Annotated in this window: 23 protein-coding genes; 15 read left to right on the forward strand and 8 right to left on the reverse strand. The window is 69.1% G+C overall.

The features are described 5' to 3' along the window. From A5696_RS28750 to A5696_RS24415, 5 genes are all read right to left on the reverse strand, one after another. Window positions 1–2,479 (reverse strand): PE family protein (locus tag A5696_RS28750; protein WP_156738577.1); only part of this gene is annotated, 2,479 nt, incomplete at its 3' end. Between the two features lie 146 nt (window positions 2,480–2,625). Further along, window positions 2,626–3,336 (reverse strand): serine hydrolase, encoded by a 711-nt coding sequence (locus A5696_RS24400; RefSeq protein WP_067883566.1) that lies wholly within the window; start codon window positions 3,334–3,336, stop codon window positions 2,626–2,628. A 12-nt stretch (window positions 3,337–3,348) separates the two neighbouring features. Further along, window positions 3,349–4,866 (reverse strand): long-chain-fatty-acid--CoA ligase FadD17, encoded by a 1,518-nt coding sequence (gene fadD17, locus A5696_RS24405; protein ID WP_067883567.1) that lies wholly within the window; start codon window positions 4,864–4,866, stop codon window positions 3,349–3,351. 4 nt (window positions 4,867–4,870) lie between these two features. Beyond that, a complete protein-coding gene (locus tag A5696_RS24410) occupies window positions 4,871–5,968 on the reverse strand; it encodes an acyl-CoA dehydrogenase family protein (RefSeq protein ID WP_067883568.1) in 1,098 nt (365 codons plus the stop codon). Between the two features lie 49 nt (window positions 5,969–6,017). Then, window positions 6,018–7,199 (reverse strand): acyl-CoA dehydrogenase, encoded by a 1,182-nt coding sequence (locus A5696_RS24415; RefSeq protein WP_067883569.1) that lies wholly within the window; start codon window positions 7,197–7,199, stop codon window positions 6,018–6,020. A gap of 236 nt (window positions 7,200–7,435) precedes the next feature. On the opposite strand from A5696_RS24415, the gene A5696_RS24420 reads away from it, so the two are divergent. The 12 genes from A5696_RS24420 (at window position 7,436) to A5696_RS24475 (ending at window position 19,321) form a co-directional block, all read left to right on the forward strand. Continuing rightward, entirely contained in the window at window positions 7,436–7,627 is a 192-nt protein-coding gene (locus tag A5696_RS24420; protein WP_067883705.1) for a ferredoxin, read from the forward strand. Between the two features lie 13 nt (window positions 7,628–7,640). Continuing rightward, a complete protein-coding gene (locus A5696_RS24425; RefSeq protein WP_067883570.1) occupies window positions 7,641–8,552 on the forward strand; it encodes a 3-oxoacyl-ACP reductase in 912 nt (303 codons plus the stop codon). A gap of 238 nt (window positions 8,553–8,790) precedes the next feature. Beyond that, entirely contained in the window at window positions 8,791–9,555 is a 765-nt protein-coding gene (locus A5696_RS24430) for an ABC transporter permease (RefSeq protein WP_067012245.1), read from the forward strand. Between the two features lie 16 nt (window positions 9,556–9,571). Then, window positions 9,572–10,414: an ABC transporter permease gene (locus A5696_RS24435; RefSeq protein WP_067883571.1), complete on the forward strand. Its 843-nt coding sequence runs from the start codon at window positions 9,572–9,574 to the stop codon at window positions 10,412–10,414. A 19-nt stretch (window positions 10,415–10,433) separates the two neighbouring features. Next, window positions 10,434–11,636 (forward strand): MCE family protein, encoded by a 1,203-nt coding sequence (locus A5696_RS24440; RefSeq protein WP_067883572.1) that lies wholly within the window; start codon window positions 10,434–10,436, stop codon window positions 11,634–11,636. Then, window positions 11,636–12,688 (forward strand): MCE family protein, encoded by a 1,053-nt coding sequence (locus tag A5696_RS24445; protein ID WP_067883573.1) that lies wholly within the window; start codon window positions 11,636–11,638, stop codon window positions 12,686–12,688. Before A5696_RS24440 ends, A5696_RS24445 begins: the two co-directional genes overlap by 1 nt. Beyond that, a complete protein-coding gene (locus tag A5696_RS24450; protein WP_067883574.1) occupies window positions 12,678–13,742 on the forward strand; it encodes a virulence factor Mce family protein in 1,065 nt (354 codons plus the stop codon). Before A5696_RS24445 ends, A5696_RS24450 begins: the two co-directional genes overlap by 11 nt. Then, the gene (locus tag A5696_RS24455; RefSeq protein WP_067883575.1) at window positions 13,739–15,184 is read left to right on the forward strand and encodes a virulence factor Mce family protein; all 1,446 of its coding nucleotides are present in this window, start codon (window positions 13,739–13,741) and stop codon (window positions 15,182–15,184) included. Before A5696_RS24450 ends, A5696_RS24455 begins: the two co-directional genes overlap by 4 nt. Further along, window positions 15,181–16,347, forward strand: a complete 1,167-nt coding sequence (locus A5696_RS24460; protein ID WP_067883576.1) for a virulence factor Mce family protein — start codon at window positions 15,181–15,183, stop codon at window positions 16,345–16,347. Before A5696_RS24455 ends, A5696_RS24460 begins: the two co-directional genes overlap by 4 nt. Window positions 16,348–16,356: 9 nt before the next feature. Then, window positions 16,357–18,081: a virulence factor Mce family protein gene (locus tag A5696_RS24465; protein ID WP_067883577.1), complete on the forward strand. Its 1,725-nt coding sequence runs from the start codon at window positions 16,357–16,359 to the stop codon at window positions 18,079–18,081. Window positions 18,082–18,092: 11 nt separating this feature from the next. Continuing rightward, window positions 18,093–18,821: a mammalian cell entry protein gene (locus A5696_RS24470; RefSeq protein ID WP_067883578.1), complete on the forward strand. Its 729-nt coding sequence runs from the start codon at window positions 18,093–18,095 to the stop codon at window positions 18,819–18,821. Continuing rightward, complete coding sequence (locus A5696_RS24475) at window positions 18,821–19,321, forward strand: mammalian cell entry protein (RefSeq protein WP_067883579.1); 501 nt, start codon at window positions 18,821–18,823, stop codon at window positions 19,319–19,321. Before A5696_RS24470 ends, A5696_RS24475 begins: the two co-directional genes overlap by 1 nt. 1 nt (window position 19,322) lies before the next feature. Here A5696_RS24475 and A5696_RS24480 read toward each other — a convergent pair whose 3' ends face one another. From A5696_RS24480 to A5696_RS27850, 3 genes are read right to left on the reverse strand one after another with little or no spacing between them, the layout of a single operon-like run. Next, entirely contained in the window at window positions 19,323–19,901 is a 579-nt protein-coding gene (locus A5696_RS24480) for a hypothetical protein (RefSeq protein WP_067883580.1), read from the reverse strand. Between the two features lie 30 nt (window positions 19,902–19,931). Continuing rightward, window positions 19,932–21,449, reverse strand: a complete 1,518-nt coding sequence (locus A5696_RS24485; protein WP_067883581.1) for a trehalose-6-phosphate synthase — start codon at window positions 21,447–21,449, stop codon at window positions 19,932–19,934. Then, window positions 21,450–21,614, reverse strand: a complete 165-nt coding sequence (locus A5696_RS27850; RefSeq protein ID WP_156738578.1) for a hypothetical protein — start codon at window positions 21,612–21,614, stop codon at window positions 21,450–21,452. Between the two features lie 121 nt (window positions 21,615–21,735). Here A5696_RS27850 and A5696_RS24490 point away from each other — a divergent pair, with 121 nt between their 5' ends. Genes A5696_RS24490 through A5696_RS24500 form a run of 3 tightly spaced genes read left to right on the forward strand, consistent with a single transcriptional unit; the run spans window position 21,736 to window position 24,200 of the window. Then, the gene (locus A5696_RS24490; RefSeq protein ID WP_067883706.1) at window positions 21,736–22,395 is read left to right on the forward strand and encodes a phosphate ABC transporter ATP-binding protein; all 660 of its coding nucleotides are present in this window, start codon (window positions 21,736–21,738) and stop codon (window positions 22,393–22,395) included. Between the two features lie 5 nt (window positions 22,396–22,400). Next, window positions 22,401–23,219: an iron export ABC transporter permease subunit FetB gene (gene fetB / locus A5696_RS24495; protein ID WP_067883582.1), complete on the forward strand. Its 819-nt coding sequence runs from the start codon at window positions 22,401–22,403 to the stop codon at window positions 23,217–23,219. 57 nt (window positions 23,220–23,276) lie between these two features. Then, complete coding sequence (locus tag A5696_RS24500; RefSeq protein ID WP_067883583.1) at window positions 23,277–24,200, forward strand: enoyl-CoA hydratase; 924 nt, start codon at window positions 23,277–23,279, stop codon at window positions 24,198–24,200. Window positions 24,201–24,259: the final 59 nt, after the last annotated feature.

Raw genomic sequence — 24,259 nt, forward strand, 5'->3', positions numbered from 1 at the left:
CGCCGGAGCGGGCCCAGCCCCAGGCGCCGGCCGCACCCGCGGTGCCGCCGTTGCCGCCGGTGCCGCCCTGGCCGCCGTTGACGCCGGTGCCGACCAAGGTGGCCGTGCCGCCGTTGCCGGCATTTGCGCCGTCGCCGCCCCGGCCGGCGTTGCCTCCGGTGCCGCCGTTGGCGCCGACACCGCCCGTGCCACCGGTGCCGCCGCCGCCGCCGGTGCCGCCCTGACCGCCGTTGCCGCCGTTGTCGCCTTGGCCGTTGAAGCTGCCGCTGCCGTCGCCGCCCGCGCCGCCGGCACCACCTTGGCCGCCGTTGCCGCCCTGGCCGCCGTTGAAGCCGGTGTCGCCGAGGCCGCCGTGGCCGCCGAAGCCGGCGGCGCCGCCCATGCCGCCGTTCCCCCCGGTGCCGACGGGCAGCCGTTCGCTCCCGTTTGCCGCTTGGAAGCCGTTGCCGGGCGCGCCACCCGCGCCGGCCGCCCCGCCGTTGCCGCCCGTCCCGCCTGCGCCGCCGACGCTGGCGCTGCCGGTGCCTCCGTTGCCTCCGCTGCCGCCGGTCCCGCCATCGCCGCCCGGACCCCCGTTGCCGTTGGATCCGAAGAAGCCGTGCTGTGGCGAGGTCGATGTGAGCCGTTGGCTGGCCGCGCCGCCGTGACCGCCCTGGCCGCCCGCGCCGCCGTTACCCCCGGCGAAACCGGAGTTGGGACCACTGGAGCCCTGGTCGCCGGTGCCGCCGTTGCCGCCGCTGCCGCCGGGGCCGCCGTTGCCGCCGCTGCCGAAGAAGACGTTGTTGCTTTCGGCGGCTTGCAGGCTGGCGCTTTGGCCTGGTTCGCCCCCTGCGCCGCCGTCGCCGCCGTTGCCGCCGCTGCCCCCGGCGGCGCCGCTGCCGTTGATACCCGCGCTTCCGGTAGCGCCTTGGCCGCCGGCGCCGCCGTCGCCGCCGTTGCCGCCGCTACCGCCGGCGGTGCCGCCGATGCCCGGATTGCCGCCGGTGCCGCCCGCGCCCGCATCGCCGCCGGTGCCGCCGTTGCCGCCGCTGCCATTGCCGACGGCCGCGCCGCCGGTGCCGCCGGTGCCCCCGTTGCCGCCGTTGCCGGCACCCCCGCCGTTGCCCGCGCTCGTGCCGTCGCCGCCGTTGCCGCCCAGGCCGCCCTGGCCGCCGGTGCCGCCTTGGCCTCCGGCACCTTGCTGGCCGCCGCCACCGGCACCGGGCGCCCCGCCGGTGCCGCCCACGCCACCGGACCCGCCGTCTGCGCCCTGACCGCCGTGGCCGCCACCGGCCGAACCTTGGCTGCCGGACCCGCCTTGCCCGCCGGTTCCGCCTTGGCCACCGGTCCCGCCGTTACCGGCGATGCCCGAGGCGCCTTGGGTGGAGCCCGCACCGCCGGTGCCGGCCGGCCCGCCGCTGCCGCCGGTACCGCCGATCCCGCCCGTCCCGCCGGCCACACCCTGGGCTCCGTCGGTGCCGGTGCCGCCCTGGCCGCCCGATCCGCCCGTGCCACCGGTGCCGCCCTGGCCGCCCGCACCTTGTTGGCCGCCGCCACCCGGCCCGGCTGCCCCGCCGGTGCCGCCCACGCCGCCGGCTCCGCCCTCTGCGCCCTGACCGCCCTGACCGCCACCGGCCACACCTTGGCCGCCGGTGCCGCCTTGGCCGCCGGTGCCGCCTTGGCCGCCGGCACCGCCGGATCCGGAGCCGCCGAAGTTGCCATGGCCCCCTTGACCGCCCGCACCACCGGCGCCGCCGTCACCGCCGATGAAGGGGCTGCCGATTCCGGCCACGCCGGCACCGCCGGCCCCACCGGTGCCACCGATCCCGCCAGCACCGCCGACGCCCCCTGATCCGCCGAGTAAACCGCCGTTACCGCCGGCCCCGCCCGTCCCTCCCATCGCGCCCGCTTGGCCGCTGCCGCCCACTCCGGCCGCGCCGGTCCCGCCGACACCGCCGGCCCCGCCGCCGCCGCCATTGCCGAACAGCCCGGCGTCACCGCCCCGGCCGCCGGGTCCCCCGGGCATGCCGGGCGCCCCGGGCACGCCGGACCCGCCATTGCCGCCGTTGCCGAGCAGGATTCCGCCGGGACCGCCGGCCTGCCCGGTCCCCGGTGCCCCGTTTGCGCCGTTGCCGACCAGGGGGCGCCCCAGCAGCAGCTCGGTTGGCGCGTTGATAAGGCGGAGTGCGTCCTGCTCGATGGTCTGCAATGGCGACGTGTTCGCCGCCTCGGTGGCGGCGTACGACGCCGCGCCGGTGAGTAGGGAGCGCGCGAACTGACCGTGGAACGCGGCCGCCTGCGCGGCCAGCTTCTGGTACTCGACGGCCTGTTGGGAAAACAGCGCCGCGATGGCCGTCGACACCTCGTCGGCGGCCGCGCGCGCCACGCCCGTGGTCGGGCCGGTCGCGGCCGCGTTGACGTCGGCAAGGGCCGCTCCGATGCTCTCGATGTCCGCGGCCAGCGAACCCGCGAGCTCCGGTGAGACAAGCACATACGTCATCGAGCACCTCGCCGTACCTCTAGACGAGCCGGCAATCGCCGGCAATCATCAGGGCAACCACTGGGAAGCGTATCGCGATACGGACGCTACGGAATTCATCGTTCGCCACAATGGATCTCGTCCAGATTCCGGGAGGCTCCCGGGTGTCACTGCTCGGTTATCGCGGGAAGCCGGCCGACGAGCCAGTCCGTCATCGTGTTGAGGACGTCGACCGCGGCCTCGAATGACTTTGCGTCGGCCGCCAACGCCACGCCCACGTGAGCGGATTCTGTTGGGACGATGCCGAATTGCCGAACCAGGTAGGTGTCGCCGGTCAATCCCGGACCCCAACCGCCTTTGGCCGCAATGCCTTTGGCGGCCAGTCCCCAGCGCTGGCCGCGGGTGAGCTGCTGCATCAGCTCGATGACGTCAGCCGCGTCACCGACGCCGGGCAGCCCGGCGGCGAATCGCGCCTGGCGATCGAGCGGCCATGGCGTCTGGCCGAAGGCCGTGAAACCCGGGCGGCGTCGTCGCGATTCGACCACCGTGGCCGTGTCACCGCACTCGTTGACGACGGCCTGCACCAGGCGGGCGGCCTCCGCCGGGTCGCCCAGTCGAGACCACAACTGCTCCGACGCGTGATTGTCGGATTCCGTGATGGCTTTGACGACGAGGTCCCGGGCGCCTGCCCGGTCGGCACGCAGGGCCGCGACGGCCAACGGCACCTTGATCGTCGACCAGGCGACCCCGGATTGCCAGCGGCCCAACGAGATAACCTCGGCAAGGCCCGGACGGGCAACCGCGATGCCGATGGTCGCCGGGACGGTGGCCGCAAGCTCGCCGAAGCTCGATTCCACTTGGTGCAGTGGGGATGTCATGTCGTGCCGGCGCTACCGGCGGACCGGCCACACGGGATCACCGCAGTCGACACCCTGCGCCGACAACTGCCGCTTGAGCACCTTGAAGGTCACCGTCCGCGGTAGCTCCCCGCTGATCCGGACGTAGGACGGCCATTGTTTGGGCCCGAGGTCGGGCTGGTCGGCCAGGAAGGCCCGGAACTTCTCCGGATCGAACTCCGCACCGGGAGCGAGCACGAGCGCCGCCATCACCTGGTCGCCGACGACCGGGTCGGGCACCGCGTACACCGCGACCTCGACGGCGTCGGGATAGCGCAGCAGCACGCGCTCGATCGGTGCGGCCCCCAGGTTCTCGCCGTCGACCCGCATCCAATCACCAAGCCGCCCAGCAAAATACGCGTAGCCACCCTCATCCCGATAGGCGAGGTCGCCGCTGTGGTACATGCCGCCGGCCATTCGCTCGGCCTCGGCGGCCTCGTCATTGTAGTAACCCTCGAAACGGCCCGCCCCGGCTGTGTTCACGATCTCCCCGACGACGCCCGCCGGGCACGGCTCGCCGGTGTCGGGGTCGACGATTGCAACACCCTCCGGCAGCGGACCCAACGCGCCCGGCGGCGTGTCGGGGGTGCGGGCGATGGCCACCCCGCCCTCGGTCGAACCGAACCCGTCCTGCACGACGCACCCGAACCTGCGGGCGAACCGCTCGATGTCGGCGGGCACGCCTTCGTTGCCGTAGACGGCCCGCAGCGGGTTGTCCGCATCGTCGGGCCGCTCGGGTGTGGCGAGCACGTACGACAACGGCTTGCCCACGTAGTTGGCGTAGGTGGCACCGTAGCGGCGGACATCGGGCAGAAACCCCGATGCCGAGAACTTGCGCCGCAACGCCATTGAACCCCGGCATGCGGCGGCCACGGCCCAGCCGACCAGCACGGCGTTGGAGTGGAACAACGGCATGGACACATAGCAAACGTCATCTCGGCCGAGGTCGAAGCGCTGCGCCATCGTGACGCCGGCGATCGCGACCTTGCCGTGGTTGCACTTCACCGCCTTCGGCTCGCCGCTGGTGCCCGACGTGAAGATCAGCATGAACAGGTCCCCGGGCGACGCGGACTGGAATTCGAGCTCGACACTCCCCGAGGGGAGGTGCTCGGCCACCTCGTCCGCCCACGTGTCGGAATCGACATTCACGTGATCGATACCGCCCAGCGGCGCAGCGGAATTCGAATCGGCCAGCACCACCTGGCAGTCGGCGTGCGCGATGTCCCGGGCCAGCGCGTCGCCGCGGCGCACCGGGTTGAGCCCCACCGGCACGATCCCGGACATCCCCGCGGCCACCAGCATCGCCGAGAAGAAGGGCGTGTTCTCCAGCAGCACACCGACGTGCGGCGGCTTCGCCGGGTCGAGGCGTTCGCGCAGCGCCGCCGCGATCGCGGCAGCGTGCCGGAGGTGATCGCCCCAGCTGGTGAACGAGTCTTCGAAATACACGCCGCGGTCGTCGATCTCGGCCAGCGGCACCAGCAGTTTGGTGACCGTCGGGTCGGGGGGAAGCACGAAGCTAGGCAGGGGTATCCGCCAGTTCGCGGCCGATCCGGCGCAGCTGCCCGGTGGCGCCGCGCAGCGCGAACTCGATCTCCTTGGCGGCCAGGAAGTACCGGTGCACGGGGTGGTCGGTGTCGACGCCCACGCCGCCGTGCACGTGCACCACGGTGTGCGCCACGCGGTGTCCGGCGTCGGCGGCCCAGAACGCCGCGCTGGCCACGTCGATCTCGGCGGGGATGTCCTCCGACACGCGCCAGGCCGCCTGGGTCAGCGTCAGCCGCAAGCCCTTGACGTCGATGTAACCGTCGGCGAGCCGCTGCGCCACCGCCTGGAAGCTGCCGATCGGACGGTCGAATTGCTCACGCGTGCGGGCGTATTCGGCGGTCAGCTGCAGACCGCGTTCGAGCACGCCGAGCTGGAACGCGCTGCGTCCCAAGGTGATGAGCGTGTCGAGCCAGGCGGCGACGACCGCGTCGCCGACCCGGCGTCCCGCGTCGACCGCCGTCCCGTCCAGTCTGAGGTGCCCGACGCTGCCCAGGCCGGTGGTCTGCAGCGCCGTCACCGTGACCCCCGGATCGTCCGCGGCGACCAGGAAAACCGCGGCGCCGGAATCGGTTTCGGCCGGGACCAGGAAGGCGTCGGCGACGGGGCCGAACCCGACCTGGGTGCGCGTCCCAGTCAAGCGGAAGCCGTCACCGGAGCGGGTGGCCTGCACCGGCCCCTCACCCATTTCGCCGTCGAGCGCGACGGTGAGGATCTTCTCGCCCCGCACGGCCGGCGCGCCCCAGCCCTGCTGCAATTCCTCGGAGCCGAAGCGTGCCAGCGCCCCGGCGGCCAGCACCACCGACTCCAGGTAGGGCACGGCCGCCAGCTGGTGGCCCAGCGCGACCAGGATGGCCACCTGCTCGAGAACGCCGAAGCCGTCGCCGCCCAGCGACGTCGGCGACGCACTGGTCAAGATGTCGGCTTCGACGAGCTTGCGCCACAGCTGCTGGTCGAATCGTTGCTCGAGGTTGTCGAGCTCACGCTGGTGTTCGGGCGTGCACACCGCGTCGACGATGGTGTCGACCAAACCGCCGAGGTCCTGTGCGGCTTCTGTCGTGGTGAAGTCCATGAATTCTCGTCCTTACAAGTCCCTATATATGAGGAATATTGAGGAAGCGCTAGCGGTTGGCCCGGGGCAGTCCCAGCGCGACCATGCCGATGATGTCGCGCTGCACCTCGTTGGTGCCGCCCCCGAAGGTCAGGATCAGGCATGCCCTGTGCATCCGCTCGACCCGGCCGCGCAGCAACGCGCCCGGCGAATCCGGGCGCACCGTCGCCGCGGTCCCCAGCACCTCCATCAGCAGGCGGTACGCCTCGGTCGCCAGCTCGGTGCCGAACACCTTGGCCGCCGAGGCATCGGCGGGTCCCAGGGAGTCGGTGTGCGCCGAGGCCAGCTCCCAGTTGATCAGCTTGAGAACCTCGGCCTTGGCGTGCACGCGCGCGAGGTTGAGCTGCACCCACTCCGAATCGATCAGCCGGGCCCCGCCGGCGTCCTTGGTGTTTTGCGCCCACTCCCGGACCTCGCGCAGCGCCACGATGATCGGTTGCGCCGACACCAGGGCGACCCGCTCGTGGTTGAGCTGGTTGGTCACCAGCTTCCACCCGCCGTTCTCCTCGCCGATCAGGTTGGTCACCGGCACCCGCACGTCGGTGTAGTAGGTGGCGCTGGTGTCGGGGCCCGCCATCGTGTGCACCGGCGTCCAGGAGAAGCCCTCCGCGGTGGTCGGCACCACCAGCATCGAGATCCCGCGGTGCTTCTTGGCCTCCGGGTTGGTGCGCACCGCCAGCCACACCCAGTCGGCGTACTGGATCAGGCTGGTCCACATCTTCTGGCCGTTGATCACGTAGTCGTCGCCGTCGCGCACCGCGGTGGTGCGCAGGTTGGCCAGGTCCGTGCCGGCGCCGGGCTCGGAATAGCCGATCGAGAAATGCAGGTCACCGGCCGCGATCTTGGGCAGGAAGAACTTCTTCTGTTCGTCGGTGCCGAAGGCCATGATGGTCGGCGCCACGCTGTTGATCGTCAGGAACGGCACCGGCGCGCCCGCGATGGCCGCCTCGTCGGTGAAGATCAGCGAGTCCATCGGCGAACGGTCCTGCCCGCCGTATTCCTCGGGCCAGCTCAGGGTCAGCCACCCGTCCTTACCCATCTGGGAGACGACCTCGCGGTAGGCGTTGCCGGTCCCGATCTCGCCCTGTGTCGAGCTGAGGGCCTCGCGGCGCTCCGGCGTCATGAGCGTGGTGAAGTACGACCGCAGCTCGCGACGCAGCTCCTCCTGTTCAGGGGTGTAACTGATGCGCATTGCAGGCCGTCCTTGTCGTTTAAGCGTCGTTGAGCGTCGTTGAGCGTCAATTGCGATCGAATGCCGCGTCACGCTATGCAGCCCGACCAACGGCTACCCGTTCGCCTCCCCGGTTGTAACACGTTCTAGTCTTGGAATCCAGCGACCGTTTCCCCTGAGGCACCGGGGCCCTAAGGTGGACCTACATACCGACGGGGCGAGTGCTCACGTTGAAGGCCAGGTTCAAGGAGGGTGCCGTGCGGGTGATCGTGGATCGTGACCGGTGCGAAGGGAACGCGGTGTGCATGGGAATCGCACCCGACCTGTTCGACCTGGACGACGAGGACTACGCGGTCGTGAAGGTCGACCCGATTCCCGCCGACCGAGAGCAGCTGGCCGAACAGGCCATCGCCGAGTGCCCCCGCGCCGCGCTGGTGCGCCAAGACTAGAGGTATTCATAAATTGACTAGCAGCACAAACGCGGCCGATCTGTCCGGAAAGGTCGCGGTGGTGACCGGTGCCGCCGCGGGACTGGGTCGCGCCGAGGCGCTCGGCCTGGCCCGGCTCGGCGCCAACGTCGTCGTCAACGACATCGCCGCGGCGCTGGACGCCTCCGACGTGATCGACGAGATCACCGCCGCCGGCGTCAAGGCTGTCGCAGTGGCCGGTGACATCAGTCAGCGCGCGACGGCCGACGAGTTGGTGGCCACCGCCGACGGGCTCGGCGGGCTGGACATCGTCGTGAACAACGCCGGGATCACCCGCGACCGGATGCTGTTCAACATGTCCGACGAGGAATGGGATCTCGTCATCGCGGTGCACCTGCGCGGACATTTCCTGCTGACGCGCAACGCGGCCACCTACTGGCGTGCCAAGGCCAAGGATGCGGGCGGGAAGGTCTTCGGCCGCATCGTCAACACCGCCTCGGAGGCCGGCCTGGTGGGGCCGGTGGGGCAGGCCAACTACGGCGCGGCCAAGGCAGGGATCATCTCGCTGACCCTCACCGCCGCCCGGGCGCTGGGCCGTTACGGCGTGTGCGCCAACGCGATCTGCCCGCGCGCCCGCACCGCGATGACGGCCGACGTCTTCGGGGCGGCACCCGAAAACGAAGGCGGCATCGACCCGCTGTCGCCGGAGCACGTGGTCAGCCTGGTCACGTTCTTGGCATCGCCGGCCGCCGCCGAAGTCAACGGCCAGGTGTTCATCGTCTACGGCCCGCAGGTGACGCTGGTTGCCGCGCCGACCGCGGAGCACAGGTTCGCCGCGGACGGGCCGGCATGGGACCCCGGCCAACTCAGCGGCGAGCTCGAAAAATACTTTGCTGGCCGCGATCCGGAGCGGAACTTTTCCGCCGTCGGCCTGATGGAGCAATAGCCGTGTAAAACGCACTTTATGGGGGAATGCGCGCGAGTAGAACATGTGTCAGATTGGAGTTTTGTCAATACCTCTGACCTGGACAAATTAACGGTTCGGATACGGAAATGCTGTTCATTGACACCGCGTACTTCTTCTGAGTTAATATGATCCGGCTCACACCGGGCCGCGAGCGATCGAAGACAATGCAAAGGCGATTCACAGGCTTCGCCGCGACCAGCAGAGGGGGGTGGCCAGGCTGAGAGAACAACTTGCCGTCCCCGCCCGCGCCGTCGGCGGGTTCTTCGAGATGATGATCGACACCGGCCGCGAGACTTTTCGGCGGCCGTTTCAATTTGGCGAGTTCCTCGAACAGACGTGGATGATCGCCCGGGTCTCGCTGGTTCCGACGCTGCTCGTCTCCATCCCGTTCACGGTGCTGGTGGCGTTCACCCTCAACATCCTGTTGCGCGAAATCGGCGCGGCCGACTTGTCCGGCGCGGGAACCGCTTTCGGCACCGTCACCCAGTTGGGCCCGGTGGTCACGGTGCTCGTCGTGGCCGGCGCCGGCGCCACCGCGATCTGCGCCGACCTGGGTGCCCGCACCATCCGCGAAGAGATCGACGCGATGCGGGTGCTGGGCATCGACCCCGTCCACCGGCTGGTGGTGCCGCGGGTGCTGGCGTCCACGGTGGTGGCGCTGTTGCTCAACGGCCTGGTGTGCGCCATCGGCCTGTCGGGCGGCTACGTCTTTTCCGTCTTTCTCCAGGGCGTCAACCCGGGCGCGTTCATCAACGGCCTGACCGTGCTCACCGGGCTGCGCGAGTTGGTGCTCGCCGAAGTCAAGGCGCTGCTGTTCGGCGTGATGGCCGGGCTGGTCGGGTGCTACCGCGGCCTGACCGTCAAGGGGGGTCCCAAGGGCGTCGGGAACGCCGTCAACGAAACCGTCGTCTACGCGTTCATCTGCCTGTTCGTCATCAACGTGGTCATGACCGCCATCGGCGTGCGGATTTCGGCCAAGTGAGGCGAGTGAACACCCGATGAGCTACGACGCCACCCTCCGGTTTCGCCGCTTCATGTCGCGGCTGCAGGGACCCATCGACGACTTCGGCGAACAGGCGCTGTTCTACGGCAAAACCGTGCGCTACGTTCCGCAGGCGATCACCCAATACCGCAAGGAGACGATCCGGAACGTCGCCGAAATGACCATGGGCGCAGGGGCTCTCGTCATGATCGGCGGCACGGTTGGTGTCGCGGCCTTCCTGACCCTGGCCTCCGGCGGCGTCATCGCCGTGCAGGGGTATTCGTCGCTGGGCAACATCGGCATCGAGGCGCTGACGGGCTTCCTGTCGGCGTTCCTCAACGTCCGAGTCGTCGCCCCGGTGATCGCGGGCATCGCGCTGGCGGCCACGATCGGCGCGGGTGCCACCGCCCAGTTGGGCGCCATGCGGGTGTCCGAGGAGATCGACGCCGTCGAATGCATGGCGGTGCAGTCGGTGTCCTACCTGGTGTCGACCCGGCTGATCGCGGGCCTGATCGCGATCATCCCGCTGTATTCGCTGTCCGTGCTGGCGGCGTTCTTCGCCGCCCGCTTCACCACGGTGTACATCAACGGGCAGTCGAAAGGCCTTTACGACCACTACTTCAATACGTTCCTCATCCCCTCGGACCTGTTGTGGTCCTTCCTGCAGGCCATCGTGATGGCCATCGCGGTCATGCTGGTCCACACCTATTACGGATACAACGCCAGCGGCGGGCCCGTCGGCGTCGGCGTCGCCGTCGGGCAGGCCGTGCGCACCTCGCTGATCGTCGTGGTCGTCATCACCTTGTTCATCTCGCTGGCCGTCTACGGCGCGTCGGGTAACTTCAACCTCTCCGGCTAAGGGGGAGCGGCAAACAAACATGGCAGACGGCGGACCGGGACGCACATCCGTTCGGCTGGCAGCGGCGCTGCTGGCCAGTTTGATCGTGGCCTTTGCCGCCGTCACCTACCTCTCCTACACCGCGGCGTTCGCCTCGACCGACACCGTCACCGTCTCGGCGCCGCGGGCGGGCCTGGTGATGGACAAGGGCGCCAAGGTCAAGTACCGGGGCATCCAGATCGGCAAGGTCACCGCCATCGACTACTCCGGTGACCAGGCGCGGCTGACGCTGGCCATCAGCAGCGACCAGATGCACTTCGTCCCCTCCAACGCGACGGTGCACATCGCGGGCAACACCATCTTCGGCGCCAAGTCGGTGGAATTCCTTCCGCCCCAAGCGCCTTCGTCGACGTCGTTGCGCCCGGACGCCCATGTGGAGGCCTCCGCCGTGCAGCTGGAGGTCAACACCCTGTTCCAGTCGCTCATCGACCTGCTGCACAAGGTCGACCCGGTGGAGCTGAACGGGACGCTGAGCGCCCTGTCGGAGGGGCTGCGCGGCCACGGCGACGACTTCGGCTCGCTGCTGTCGGGGCTGAACACGCTGGCGCGCCAGGCTAACCCGAAGCTGCCGGCCCTGCAGGAGGACTTCCGCAGGGCCGGGATCGTCACCAACACCTACGCCGATGCGGCCCCCGACCTGAACACCGTCTTCGACAACCTGCCGACGATCAACCGGACGGTGGTCGACCAACAGAAGAATCTCAACGACACGCTGCTGGCGACGATCGGCCTGGCCAACAACGCCTACGACACGTTGGAACCCGCCGAGCAGAACTTCATCGACGCCATCAACAGGCTGCGTGCCCCGATCAAGGTGGCCCACGACTACTCGCCGGAATTCGGCTGCTTTTTCGCCGGTGTCGAACGCGGCATCAAGGAATTCGCCCCGCTGCTCGGGGTCCGCAAGGCCGGCCTGTTCACGTCCTCGAGCTTCGTGTTGGGCGCGCCCTCGTACACGTACCCGGAGTCGCTGCCGATCGTCAACGCATCCGGGGGTCCGAACTGCCGCGGGCTGCCCGACATTCCGACGAAGCAGACCGGCGGGTCGTTCTACCGGTCGCCCTTCCTGGTGACCGACAACGCCAACATCCCGTACGAGCCGTTCACCGAGCTGCAGTTCGACGCGCCCTCCACACTGCAGTTCCTGTTCCACGGCGCCTTCGCGGAACGGGACGACTTCTGATGGCGGCCGCGGGGATGCCGTCGCACCGGTCGATGCTGATCAAGGTAGGCATCTTCGCGGCGGCCATGGTGCTGGTGAGCGCGTCGCTGGTGATCGTCTTCGGCGACTTCCGGTTCGGGCCCGAAAGCACCTACCACGCAACGTTTACCGATGTGTCGAAGCTGAAGCCCGGCCAGAAGGTTCGCATCGCCGGCGTGCCGGTCGGCGCGGTGTCGGGCGTGAAGCTCAACCCCGACAACACGATCGACGTGAAGTTCGGGGTGGACAGCCGCTACACGCTGTATTCGTCGACGCGCGCGGTGATCCGGTACGAAAACCTGGTCGGCGACCGTTATCTGGAGATCACGTCGGGCCCCGGGGAGCTGCGTAAGCTGCCGGCCGGTTCCACGATCAACTCCGAACACACCCAGCCCGCACTGGATCTCGACGCGCTGCTGGGCGGGCTGCGGCCGCTGGTCAAGGGCCTGGACGCCGACAAGGTCAACACCATCAGCAGCGCGGTCATCCAATTGTTGCAGGGCCAGGGCGGGGCGTTGTCCGACGTGCTGGCCGACACGAGCGCGTTCTCGTCGGCGCTGGGCCAACGCGACCAGCTCATCGGCGACGCGATCACCAACCTCAACACCGTGCTGGGGACCGTGGACCAGAAGAGCGCGCAGTTCTCGGCCAGCGTCGACCAGCTGCAGCAACTGATCACCGGGCTGGCCAAGAACAAGGACACGATCGCCGGGGCCATTCCGCCGCTGGCTTCGACGACCACGGACCTGACTGAGCTGCTGAAGAATTCACGCCGGCCGCTGCAGGGCATCCTGGAGAACACCCGGCCGCTGGCCACCGAGATCGACAACCGCAAGGCCGAGGTGGACAACGACGTCGAGCAACTCGGCGAGGACTACCTGCGGCTGGCCGCGCTCGGCGCCTACGGGTCGTTCTTCAACATCTACTTCTGCTCGGTGACCATCAAGATCAACGGCCCGGCCGGCAGCGACATCCTGCTGCCCCTCGGTGGCCAGGTCGATCCCAGCAAGGGGAGGTGCGCTTTTGTCAAGTAACGCAAGGCGCGAACGTGACCCGTTGCGCACCGGCATCTTCGGTGTTGTGCTGGTGGTCTGCGTCGTGCTCATCGCATTCGGGTACGCGGGCCTGCCGTTCTGGCCGCAGGGCAAGATCTACGACGCCTACTTCGCCGACGCCGGCGGCATCAACCCCGGCAACTCCGTCTACGTGTCGGGCTTCAAGGTCGGCAAGGTGTCGTCCGTCGGCCTGGCCGGCGACAGCGCCAAGGTGACCTTCAGCGTCGATCGGCACATCGTCGTCGGCGACCAGTCGCTCGCCGCGATCCGCACCGACACCATCCTCGGCGAGCGTTCCATCGCGGTGACCCCGGCGGGCACCGGCAGGTCGACCACCATTCCGCTGAGCCGCACGACCACGCCGTACACGCTGGCCGGCGCGCTGGAGGACCTGGGCAACAACGCCAACAACCTGAACAAGCCCCAGTTCGAACAGGCCCTCAACGTGCTCACCGACACGCTGCACGACGCCACCCCCGAATTGCGCGGCGCGCTGGACGGGGTGACGTCGCTGTCCCGCACGCTCAACCGCCGCGACGAGGCGCTGCAAAGCCTGCTGGCGCATGCGAAGTCGGTGACGGCGGTGCTGTCGCAGCGCGCCAACCAGGTCAACAAGCTGGTCGACGACGGCAACGAGTTGTTCGCCGCGCTGGACGAGCGGCGGGCCGCGATCGGCGAATTGATCTCCGGCATCGGCGGCCTCTCGCAGCAGATTTCCGGCTTCGTCGCCGACAACCGCAAGGAGTTCGGCCCGGCGCTGAGCAAGCTGAACAAGGTGCTGGCCAACCTCAACGAGCGCCGCGACTACATCACCGAGGCGCTCAAGCGGCTGCCGACCTACGCCACCGAGTTGGGTGAGGTGGTCGGTTCCGGGCCCGGGTTCAACGTGAACGTGTTCAGCGTGTTGCCGGCGCCGATGGTGGCGATGGTGTTCGACTTCATCTACCAGCCGGGCAAGCTGCCGGCCAGCCTCGCCGACTACCTGCGCGGGCTGATTCAGGAACGCTGGATCATCAGGCCGAAGTCGCCATGACGAATTGGATCGCCGGCAGCAGGGCGCTGCGCTACGGCACCATCATCGCACTGGTCGCGATGTTGGTGGGCGGCGTGTATGTGCTGTCGTCGCAAGGCAATAACCGGACCGTCATCGGCTATTTCACCTCGGCCGTCGGTCTGTATCCCGGCGACCAGGTGCGCATCCTGGGCGTGCCGGTCGGTTCGATCGACACGATCGAGCCGCGGCCCTCCGACGTCAAGATCACCATGTCGGTGGCCAAGGACGTGAAGATCCCCAAGGATGCGCGGGCCATCATCATCTCGCCGAACCTGGTGTCCGCGAGGTTCATTCAGCTCACCCCGGTGTACACCGGCGGGGCGCTCCTGCCCGACGGCGGCAGCATCGACCTGAACCGCACCGGGGTGCCGGTGGAATGGGACGAGGTCAAGGAATCCCTGACCCAGCTGGCCGTTCAGCTGGGCCCGACGACGGGATCGATGCAGGGGCCACTGGGCAGGGCGATCAACCAGGCCGCCGACACGCTCGACGGCAACGGCGAGTCGTTCCACAACGCGTTACGCGAACTCTCGCAAGTCGCCGGGCGGCTGGGGGATTCGCGCAACGACATCTTCGGCACCGTGAAAAACCTGCAGGTTCTGGTCGACGCGCTGTCGGCGAGCAACGAGCAGATCGTGCAGTTCGCCGGCAACGTCGCTTCGGTGTCGCAGGTGCTGGCCGACAGCTCGCGCCATCTGGACAACACCCTGGGCACGCTCAACCAGGCGCTCTCCGACATCCGGGGGTTCCTGCACGAGAACAACTCGACGATCATCGATACGGTCAACAACCTCAACGACTTCGCCCAGACGTTGAGCGACCAGAGCGACAACATCGAGCAGGTGTTGCATGTGGCCGGCCCGGGTATCGCGAACTTCTACAACATCTACGACCCGGCGCAGGGCACCCTGAACGGTCTGTTGTCGATACCCGAATTCGCCAACCCCGTTCAGTTCATCTGCGGTGGCTCCTTCGAGACCGCCGCCGGGCCGAGGGCGCCGGACTACTTCCGGCGCGCCGAGATCTGTCGTGAGCGGCTGGGCCCGGTGTTGCGCCGGCTCGCGGTGAATTTCCCGCCGGTGATGTTCCACCCGCTCAACACGATCACCGCGTACAAGGGCCAGATCATCTACGACACCCCGGAGACCCAGGCCAAGGCCGCCACCCCGGAACCCCAGCTGACCTGGATACCCGCTCCGGGTTCGCACCCGGCGCCGCCGGCCCAGAATCCGTCCGATCTGCAGGCCCTGCTGGTTCCCACCGCCCCGCAGACCGGCAACCCTCCGGGGCCGCCGCCCGCCGGCGCCAACCCCGCGCCGGCACCGGGCCCCGGACCGGGCAACGCGTTCGGTCCGCTGCCCGGCCCCCCGCCCAGCCAGGCGCCGGGCGGGCCGGCGGCCAACCTGGGCGGTGGCGGATGAAGCGAATCTGGTTGCGCGGCGGCGTGTTAGCTGCCGGCAGTGCGCTGCTGGCCGGCTGTCAGTTCAATGGGCTCAACTCGCTGGCGATGCCCGGCACCGCCGGCCACGGCAGCGGCGCGTACTCGATCACCGTCGAGATGCCCGACGTGGCGACGCTGCCGCAGAACTCGCCGGTCATGGTCGACGACGTCACCGTCGGCAGCGTCTCGGGCATATCGGCCGAGCAGCGGGCCGACGGATCCTTCTACGCCGCGGTGAAACTGGCGCTGAACAAGAACGTCGTGCTGCCGGCCAACGCCACGGCGACGGTGGCCCAGACGTCGTTGCTGGGTTCGATGCACATCGACCTGGCGCGTCCCAAGGACAAGCCGGCGACCGGCCGGCTCAAGGACGGCTCCACGATCACCGAGGCCAACACGGGCCGCTACCCGACCACCGAAGAGGTGTTCTCTGCGTTGGGCGTCGTCGTCAACAAGGGCAATCTCGGTGCGCTGGAAGACATTACCGACGAGACCTATCAAGCCGTCGCCGGTCGCCAGGACCAGTTCGTCGACCTGATCCCGCGCCTCGCCGAGCTGACGGCGGGGCTCAACCGGCAGACCAACGACATCATCGACGCGGTCGACGGCCTGAACCGATTCTCCGCGACCCTGGCGCGCGACAAGGACAACCTGGGCCGGGCGCTGGACACGCTGCCCGAGGCCCTCCGGGTGCTCAACAAGAACCGGGACCACATCGTCGAGGCATTCGGCGCGCTCAAGAAGCTGGCGCAGGTGACCTCCCACATCCTGGCAAAAACCAAGGTGGACTTCGCCGAAGACCTCAAGGGCCTGTACTCCGTCGTCAAGGCCCTCAGCGACAACCGCAAGAACTTCGTCACCTCGCTGCAGATCCTGCTGACCTTCCCGTTCCCCAACTTCGGCATCAAACAGTCGGTGCGCGGCGACTACCTCAACGTGTTCACCACCTTCGACCTCACCCTGCGGCGGATCGGAGAGACGTTCTTCACCACCTCGTATGCGCTTGACCCGAACATGATGCACATGAGCGAGGTCCTCAACCCGCCCGATTTCCTCACCGGTGAATTGGCCAACCTGTCCGGGCAGGCGGCCGACCCGTTCAAGATTCCGCCCGGCACGGCTCCGGGTGCCGAGGGTCAGTAGGGGCGGCGGATGATCGACAAACTCACCAAGATCCAACTCGGCATCTTCGCGGTGATCACCGCCATCACGCTGAGCGTGATGGCCGTCTTCTACCTGCGTCTGCCCGCCACCTTCGGGATCGGGACGTACGTCGTCAGCGCCGATTTCGTCGCCGGTGGCGGGCTGTACAACAACGCCAACGTCACCTACCGCGGAGTCGCGGTCGGGCGGGTGGAGTCGGTGGGCCTGAACCCCAGCGGCGTCACCGCCGAAATGCGGCTGAACAGCGGCACTCCCATTCCGTCGAACGTCACCGCCACCGTGAAGAGCGTCTCGGCGGTGGGTGAGCAGTACATCGACCTCGTGCCGCGGGGCGAGCCGTCATCGACGAAGCTGCACAACGGATCCCGGATCGACCGGCAGAACACCCGGATCGGCCAGGACGTCGCCGACCTGTTGAAGCGGGCGGAGTCGCTGGTCAACAGCCTCGGCGACACCCGGTTGCGCGAGCTCCTGCACGAGACCTTCATGGCGGCCAACGGGTCGGGTCCCGAGCTGGCTCGCCTGATCGAGTCGGCCCGACTGTTGGTGGACGAGGCCAACGCCAGCTACCCGCAGGTATCGCAGCTGATCGATCAGGCCGGCCCGTTCCTGCAGGCCCAGATCCGTGCCGGCGCCGACATCAAGTCGCTGTCCGACGGGTTGGCGCGGTTCACTTCCGAGGTGCGCCGGGCCGACCCGCAGCTGCGCGACACGCTGGCCACCGCCCCGGGCGCCACCGACGAGGCCAGCACCGCGTTCTCCGGCATCCGGCCGTCATTCCCGGCGCTGGCCGCCAGCCTGGCCAACCTCGGGCGCGTCGGGGTCATCTACCACAAGTCGATCGAGCAGCTGTTGGTGGTGTTGCCGGCGCTGTTCGCGGCGATCACCACGGCCGCCGGCGGCGCGCCGCAGGACGAGGGCGCCAAGCTGGACTTCAAGCTCGACCTCAACGACCCGCCGCCGTGCGCCGTCGGCTTCCTGCCCCCGCCGCTGATGCGCACGCCGGCCGACGAGACGCTGCGCGAGCTGCCAAAGGACATGTACTGCAAGGCGGCCCAGAACGATCCCAGCACCGTGCGCGGCGCCCGCAACTACCCGTGCCAGGAGTTCCCCGGCAAACGCGCGCCGACGATCCAGCTCTGCCGCGACCCGAAAGGCTACGTTCCCGTCGGCCGCAACCCCTGGCGCGGCCCGCCGGTACCGTACGACACCCCGGTGACTAACGGGCTGAACGTATTGCCGCCCAACAAGTTCCCGTACATCCCGCCGGATGCCGAACCGGATCCGGGCACCCCCATCGTCGGGCCGCCGCCCCCCGGCGTGGTGCCCGGGCCCGGCCCGCTGCCCAACCACCAGCCGGCATGGGATCCGCCGCCCCCCAACGACAGCGGTCCGCCGCCGGGTAACCCGTCGTGGCACCCGCCCGGGGTGCCGCCGGTGCCGCCGATACTCCCGTACCCGAAGTGGCTCCCCCCGCCGGCGCCTCCGGAGGGGATCAGTCCCCCGCCGGCCGGCCCGGGACCGGAGAAGCCGTGGGGGCCGCCGCCCGGACCGCAGCCGCAGGCCAGCGGCCCCGCGTACACGACCTATGACCAGCACACCGGAGCCTTCGTGGACCCGGCGGGCGGCACTGGTATCTTCGCGCCCGGCACGAGCGGCGCGTCCAGCGCCGAGAACTGGGTGGACCTGATGCGTGATCCGAGGCCTCTTTGACGGACCCCTTGATGGACCCCTCAGTGGACTCCGCAGCGACGGCAGGACAAGCGACGACGCGGCGCGTCCGTCGGCGGGCCTCGCGCGCCGCGGGCCCCGCCAAGAGCGAGTCCGGCGGCCCCGCCGCGGTTCTCGCTGATGCGCCGACGGCGGAACCCTCGCTGCAGCCCGCCGCCAAGAAGGCGAAGACCCTCCAGCCGGTCAGGCCGCCGCCACGGCGCCGGCCGCGCCGGACCCTGGTTCTCTGCACCTCGTTCGCCGCGGCGCTGCTGGCGGTCGGGGCGCTGGCCGGCGGCCTGGCCGCGCTGATCATCCAGCAGCGACACGCCGAGGCGCAGCAGGCGCGCGACCAGCGCTTCGTCGACACCGCGACGCAGACCGTGGTCAACATGTTCAGCTACAAGCAGGACAACATCGACGAAAGCGTGAACCGGTTCTACAACGGCACCAGCGGCCCACTGCGTGGAATGCTCGGCGCCAACAACAACATCGACAACCTCAAGGGCCTGTTCCGCTCCACCAACGCCACCTCGGAAGCCGTGGTCAACGGCGCCGCGCTGGAGGGCATCGACGCGGTCACCGACAACGCGTCGGTGCTGGTGTCGGTGCGGGTCACGGTCGCCGACATCGACGGGACCAACAAGCCGTCCATGCCGTATCGCCTGCGGGTCATCGTGCACGAGGACGAGCAGGGAAAGATGACCGGTTACGACCTGAAGTACCCCGACGGGGGTAACTGATGCCGTCACCCCGCGTCCAGAGGTGGCTGATCGCCGTGGCGGGCTCGGTCCTGGTGGCGGCTATCGTCGGCCTGTCCGCGGCGGGCGGCTGGTTCTATTGGGAAAGGGTGCAGACGCGCGGCGAGGCGGCGGCCCGGGCGGTGCTGCCGGGGCTGGCCGCCAAGGAGATACCCGAGGTCTTCGCCTACGACTACCAGACCGTCGAACGCAGCCTGTCGGCCGCGTACCCGTTGCTCACCCCGGCCTATCGCCAGGAGTTCCAGAAGAGCGTCAACACGCAGATCATCCCCGAGGCGAAGAAGCGTGAGGTGGTCGTCCAGGCCAACGTCGTTGGCGTGGGCGTCATGTCGGCAAAGCGCGACTCGGCGTCGGTGATGGTGTACATGAATCGCACCGTGACCGACAAGTCACGGCAGCCGCTCTACGACGGCAGCCGGTTGCGGGTCGACTTCACCAAGATCGGCAAGCAATGGCTGATCGCCTACATCACGCCGATCTAGCTCAGAAGCACATCGCAATGTTGTTGCAGCGCAACGGATAACGCTCGACAGGGCTGGGCGGCGGCCCGGCCAGCGTCAGCGAAAACGGTTGCTTCTTCATGTCGGACTGCAGCCCGCAGACCGGACCGTGCAGGATCGTGTGGGTGCCGGTCATGGTCTCGTCGCTGAACGCGTAGGTTTCGGTGGTCGGCGCGGTGCCGCCGCCCGGGCATGACACGCCATCGGACTTGTCCACCTTGAAGGTCCACAGCATGCTGGACATGCGGGCCCTGCCGCTGAAGTTCTGCAACTTGTCCGCGGCGCTGATCCGTTCGGGCGTCGAACTCACGATGTTCAGGGCGCAGTTCATCGCGAAGACGATCGGGTCCGAATAGTCGTTCATGTTCCGGGTTCCGGACGGCTGATCGCACAGCGCGGAAATCGTCCAGGAAACCCCCGATACGCCGGCCTCGTTGAAGGTGTAGGTGCCGTCCGCCGGTGGTCCGATGGCGCTCGCCGGGTCGCCGGACACCAACGCGACCCCCAGTGCTACGGCCGAGCAGATGCCGGCGCCGGCCGCCAGCCCGCGGCGAAGTTTCATAGTGCCCCTCCCTTCACGCTGCATCGAGTATCACAGCGTTTCGGCCGCGACACCATGGCCGGCGTCGTGCGGATGCGACTCCGCGAGGGCGTCGAGGAATGACCGCGCCCAGCGGTCCACGTCGTGGGCGAGCACCTGGCGGCGCATCGTGCGCATCCGCCGCCGGCCCTCCTCGGGCGTCTGGTTGAGCGCCGCCTCGATCACGTCCTTGACCCCTTCGAGGTCGTGCGGGTTCACCAGGTACGCCTGCCGCAGTTCCGCTGCGGCGCCGGTGAATTCGGACAGGACCAGCGCGCCGCCCAGGTCGCTGCGGCAGGCGACGTACTCCTTGGCCACCAGGTTCATCCCGTCGCGCAGCGGGGTGACCAGCATGACGTCGCTGGCCACGAAGAACGCGATCAGTTCGTCGCGAGGCACCGGGCGATGCAGATAGTGCACCACCGGATGACCGACCTCGGCGTATTCGCCGTTGATGTGGCCGACCTGGCGTTCGATGTCGTTGCGCAGGATTTGATAGCTCTCCACGCGTTCGCGGCTCGGCGTCGCGAGCTGAACGAGCACGGTGTCGTCGCGTTTGGCGCGGCCCTCGGCCAGCAGCTCGGTGAAGGCCTTCAGGCGGACGTCGATGCCCTTGGTGTAGTCGAGCCGGTCGACGCCCAGCAGGATCTTGCGGGGGTTGCCCAACTCGGCGCGGATCTCCCGCGCGCGGCGCCTGATGTCGCGGTCGCGGGCCGCCTGGTCGAGCGCGGTGGAGTCGATGGAGATGGGAAAGGCGCCCACCCGCACCGTCCGCGACTCCAGCTGCACCTCGCCGAACCGCGCCCGCACCCCCACCGACCCCCGGGAGGTTTCGACGCCGATCAACTGCCGGCACAGGACCAGGAAGTTCTGCGCGCCGCCGGGCAGATGAAAGCCCACCAGATCCGCGCCGAGCAGGCCCTCGACGATCTCGGTGCGCCACGGGAGCTGCCTGAACAGCTCCACCGGCGGGAACGGGATGTGCAGGAAGAATCCGATGGTCAGGTCGGGCCGCAGCTCGCGCAGCATCTTGGGGACAAGCTGCAGCTGGTAATCCTGCACCCACACCGTCGCGGCCCGGGCCGCCGCATGCGACGTGGCTTCGGCGAAGCGGCGGTTGACGTCGACGTAGCGGTCCCACCATTCGCGGTGGTAGATAGGCTTGACGATGACGTCGTGGTAGAGCGGCCACAGGGTGGCGTTGGAGAATCCCTCGTAGTACTCGGCGACGTCGTCGCTGGTCAGCCGCAACGGATGCAGGTGCAGGTCGTCCTGCACGATGGGCTGGTAATCCAGCTCGTCGTCGTCATCGGCGACCCCCGGCCAGCCGACCCACGCACCGCGCCGGCGCCGCAGCAACGGCTCCAAGGCCGTGACCAGTCCGCCCGGGCTGCGTTTCCAGGCCGTGGTGCCATCGGGAAGCCGCTCGAGGTCGACCGGTAGCCGGTTGGCAACCACGACGAAGTCGGAATTGCCGAAGCGCTCGGCGCCCGGCGCGTTCTCCGAAGACCTGCCGCCCCTGGGAGCCATTTAGGTGTCGAGCTTGGCCGGTCCAATACCGAGCATGGACAAGAACACGCGGCACTCGTCGGCGTCGTTCGCATACGCGGCGACGACCCGCCTCGCCTGGCTCGCGGTGCTGTCGGCCAGGGGCTCCACATCGCCGATTTCGCCGGGATCAGATTTCGTAGCCATGAACACAACTGTAGGCGACGTGTGACCGGGCTCCGCGCGGTCTCACCAGCAACTGGTGCCGGACGGCCCGCCTGGCGGGTACACATGTCGCTGGCGGGGAGGAGGCGCGGTGGACGCGGACATGGTGTTCGACTTCGTCGACGTTGTCGTCGAGCGGGACGGTGTGCGGGCCCTGAACGGCTTCACCGCCGCCGTTCCGGGGCGGGGCGTGACGGCAATATTCGGACCGTCGGGGTCGGGCAAGTCGACCCTGCTTCGCGTGTGCAACCGGCTGGAGGTGCCGACGAGTGGGCGGGTGTCCTTCCGGGGCGAGGACATTGCCGGCGTGGACCCGTTGTGGTTGCGGCGCCGGGTGGGCATGTGCTTTCAGCGGCCGACGCCGTTCGCGCGAACGGTCGCCGACAACCTGCGCGTCGCAGACCCGGGGGCGTCCGAGGCGCGGATGGCCGAAACGCTGGAGCGTGTCGCGCTGGCCGGATCGTGGCTGGACCGCGAGGCGACCGCCCTGTCGGGCGGGGAGGCGCAGCGCATGTGCCTGGCCCGCACGCTGATGGCGCGACCGCAGGTGCTGCTCCTCGACGAACCCACCTCGGCCGTCGATGCCGAGGCGGCCGCCGTGATCGAGGACGCGGTGCGCGAGCTGGCCGCCGACGGGATTCCCGCCCTTTGGGTGACCCACGACGCCGCGCAGGTCGAGCGGGCCGCCGACCGGGTCCTACGCATCGAGCGAGGTGTCAGCCTGGGGCTCGGCCCGGTGGCATCGAGGGAAGAGGGGCGGTGACCGGGATGAACGGTCAGGTCGGCTGGCTGGGGCTGGCGACGTCGCTGATTCTGGTCGCGTTCGCGGCGGCCGTTTCGCTGTGGCAGCGGTTGGGACTGGAGCGCCAGCTCGTGTGGGCGGCGGCCCGCGCGCTGGCCCAGTTGCTGCTCGTGGGCGGCGCGCTCACGCTGCTCTTCGCGCCGGGCCGTTCGTTGTGGTGGTCGTGGGCGTGGACCGCCGGCATGGTCGCCTACGCCGGAGACGTCGCGCGCCGGCGGGCGCCGGAGGTGCCCCGGCTCGCCCCGCTGACCATCGCGGCCTTCTCGGCCGCGGCGGTGATCACCCTGAGCGTGATCTTCGGGCTGCGGGTGTTCCCGTTGCAGGCCCGCACCCTGGTCCCGATCGCGGGAATGATGGTCGGCAACTCCATGACCGCCACGGTGCTGGTGGCCCGGCGGCTGGTCGACGAGCTGCGCGACAAACGCGATGAGGTCGAAGCCAGACTGGCCCTCGGGCAACCCTCCCGCCAGGCCGCGGCCCCGTACCTGCGGATCGCGTTGCGGTCGGCGATCTCCCCGCAGATCGAAACCACGAAGGCGACGGGCCTGGTGTTCCTGCCGGGCGCCATGACCGGACTCATTCTCGCCGGCGTGCACCCGCTGCAGGCCGTGTTGGTGCAGGCCGTGGTGATGTTCCTGATCCTCGGCTCGGTTGCCACCACGACCGTCGTCGTCGCCCTCGGCCTGGTCCGGCTCGTGTTCACTCGAGACCACCGGCTGCTGCCGCTCGGCCGGCGATCCGAAGACGCCGCTACCCGTCGCCGAGCGGCCACCACCCCGCGGTGAACCGCTTACACACTGGACGTAATGTGTAAACACTGGACCTGACAGAAGGCGGGCGGAATGACACTCTCCGACCAGGCGGGCGCACAAGCGGGCGCCCAGGCGGCCAATGAGCTGGTGACCTATGAAACGCTCGACGACGGCCGCATCGCCCGGATCTGGCTCAATCGGCCCGAGGCCCACAACGCGCAAAGCCGCGGCCTGCTGGTCCAGCTCGACGAGGCGTTCCTGCGCGCGGAGGCCGACGACGCCGTGCGCGTGGTGATCCTGGCGGCGCGCGGTAAGAACTTCTCCGCCGGGCACGACCTGGGCTCGGAGCTGGCGATCGCCGAGCGGCAGCAGCTTCCGAGCTTCCGCATCAACGGCGGCACCCGCGATCCGATCGCGGAGAAGATCTACCTGCAGGAGTGGCACTACTTCTTCCAGAACACCTGCCGCTGGCGGGATTTGCGCAAGATCACCATCGCACAGGTGCAGGGCAACGCGATTTCGGCCGGCCTGATGCTGATCTGGGCGTGCGACCTGATCGTCGCGGCTGACAACGCGAAGTTCAGCGACGTGGTCGCCGTGCGCTTGGGGATGCCGGGCGTCGAATACTACGCCCACCCTTGGGAATTCGGCCCCCGCAAGGCCAAGGAGCTGCTGCTGACCGGCGATGCGCTGGACGCCGACGAGGCCTACCGACTGGGCATGGTGTCGAAGGTGTTTCCGGTCGACGAGTTGGCGGACAAGACGCTGGAATTCGCCCGGCGCATCGCAGACCGGCCCACCATGGCGGCGCTCCTCGTCAAGGACTCGGTCAACGCGGCCTCCGACGCGATGGGATTCACCGAGGCGCTGCGGCACGCGTTCCACATTCACGAACTGGGCCACGCGCACTGGGCCGCCCACAACGAGAACAGGTACGCCGTCGGCCTGCCGCCCGACGTGGAGGACTGGCGCGGCGCCAAGCCCACACAGATCGCCCGCCGCGATACGCCATAGCGTGACCCGTGTGACGGCTGTGACCGCTCGCCTATGCTAGAACCCGTTTCAGTTTCGGC

This window comes from Mycobacterium sp. E2699, assembly GCF_001666745.1.
Classification (GTDB): domain Bacteria; phylum Actinomycetota; class Actinomycetes; order Mycobacteriales; family Mycobacteriaceae; genus Mycobacterium.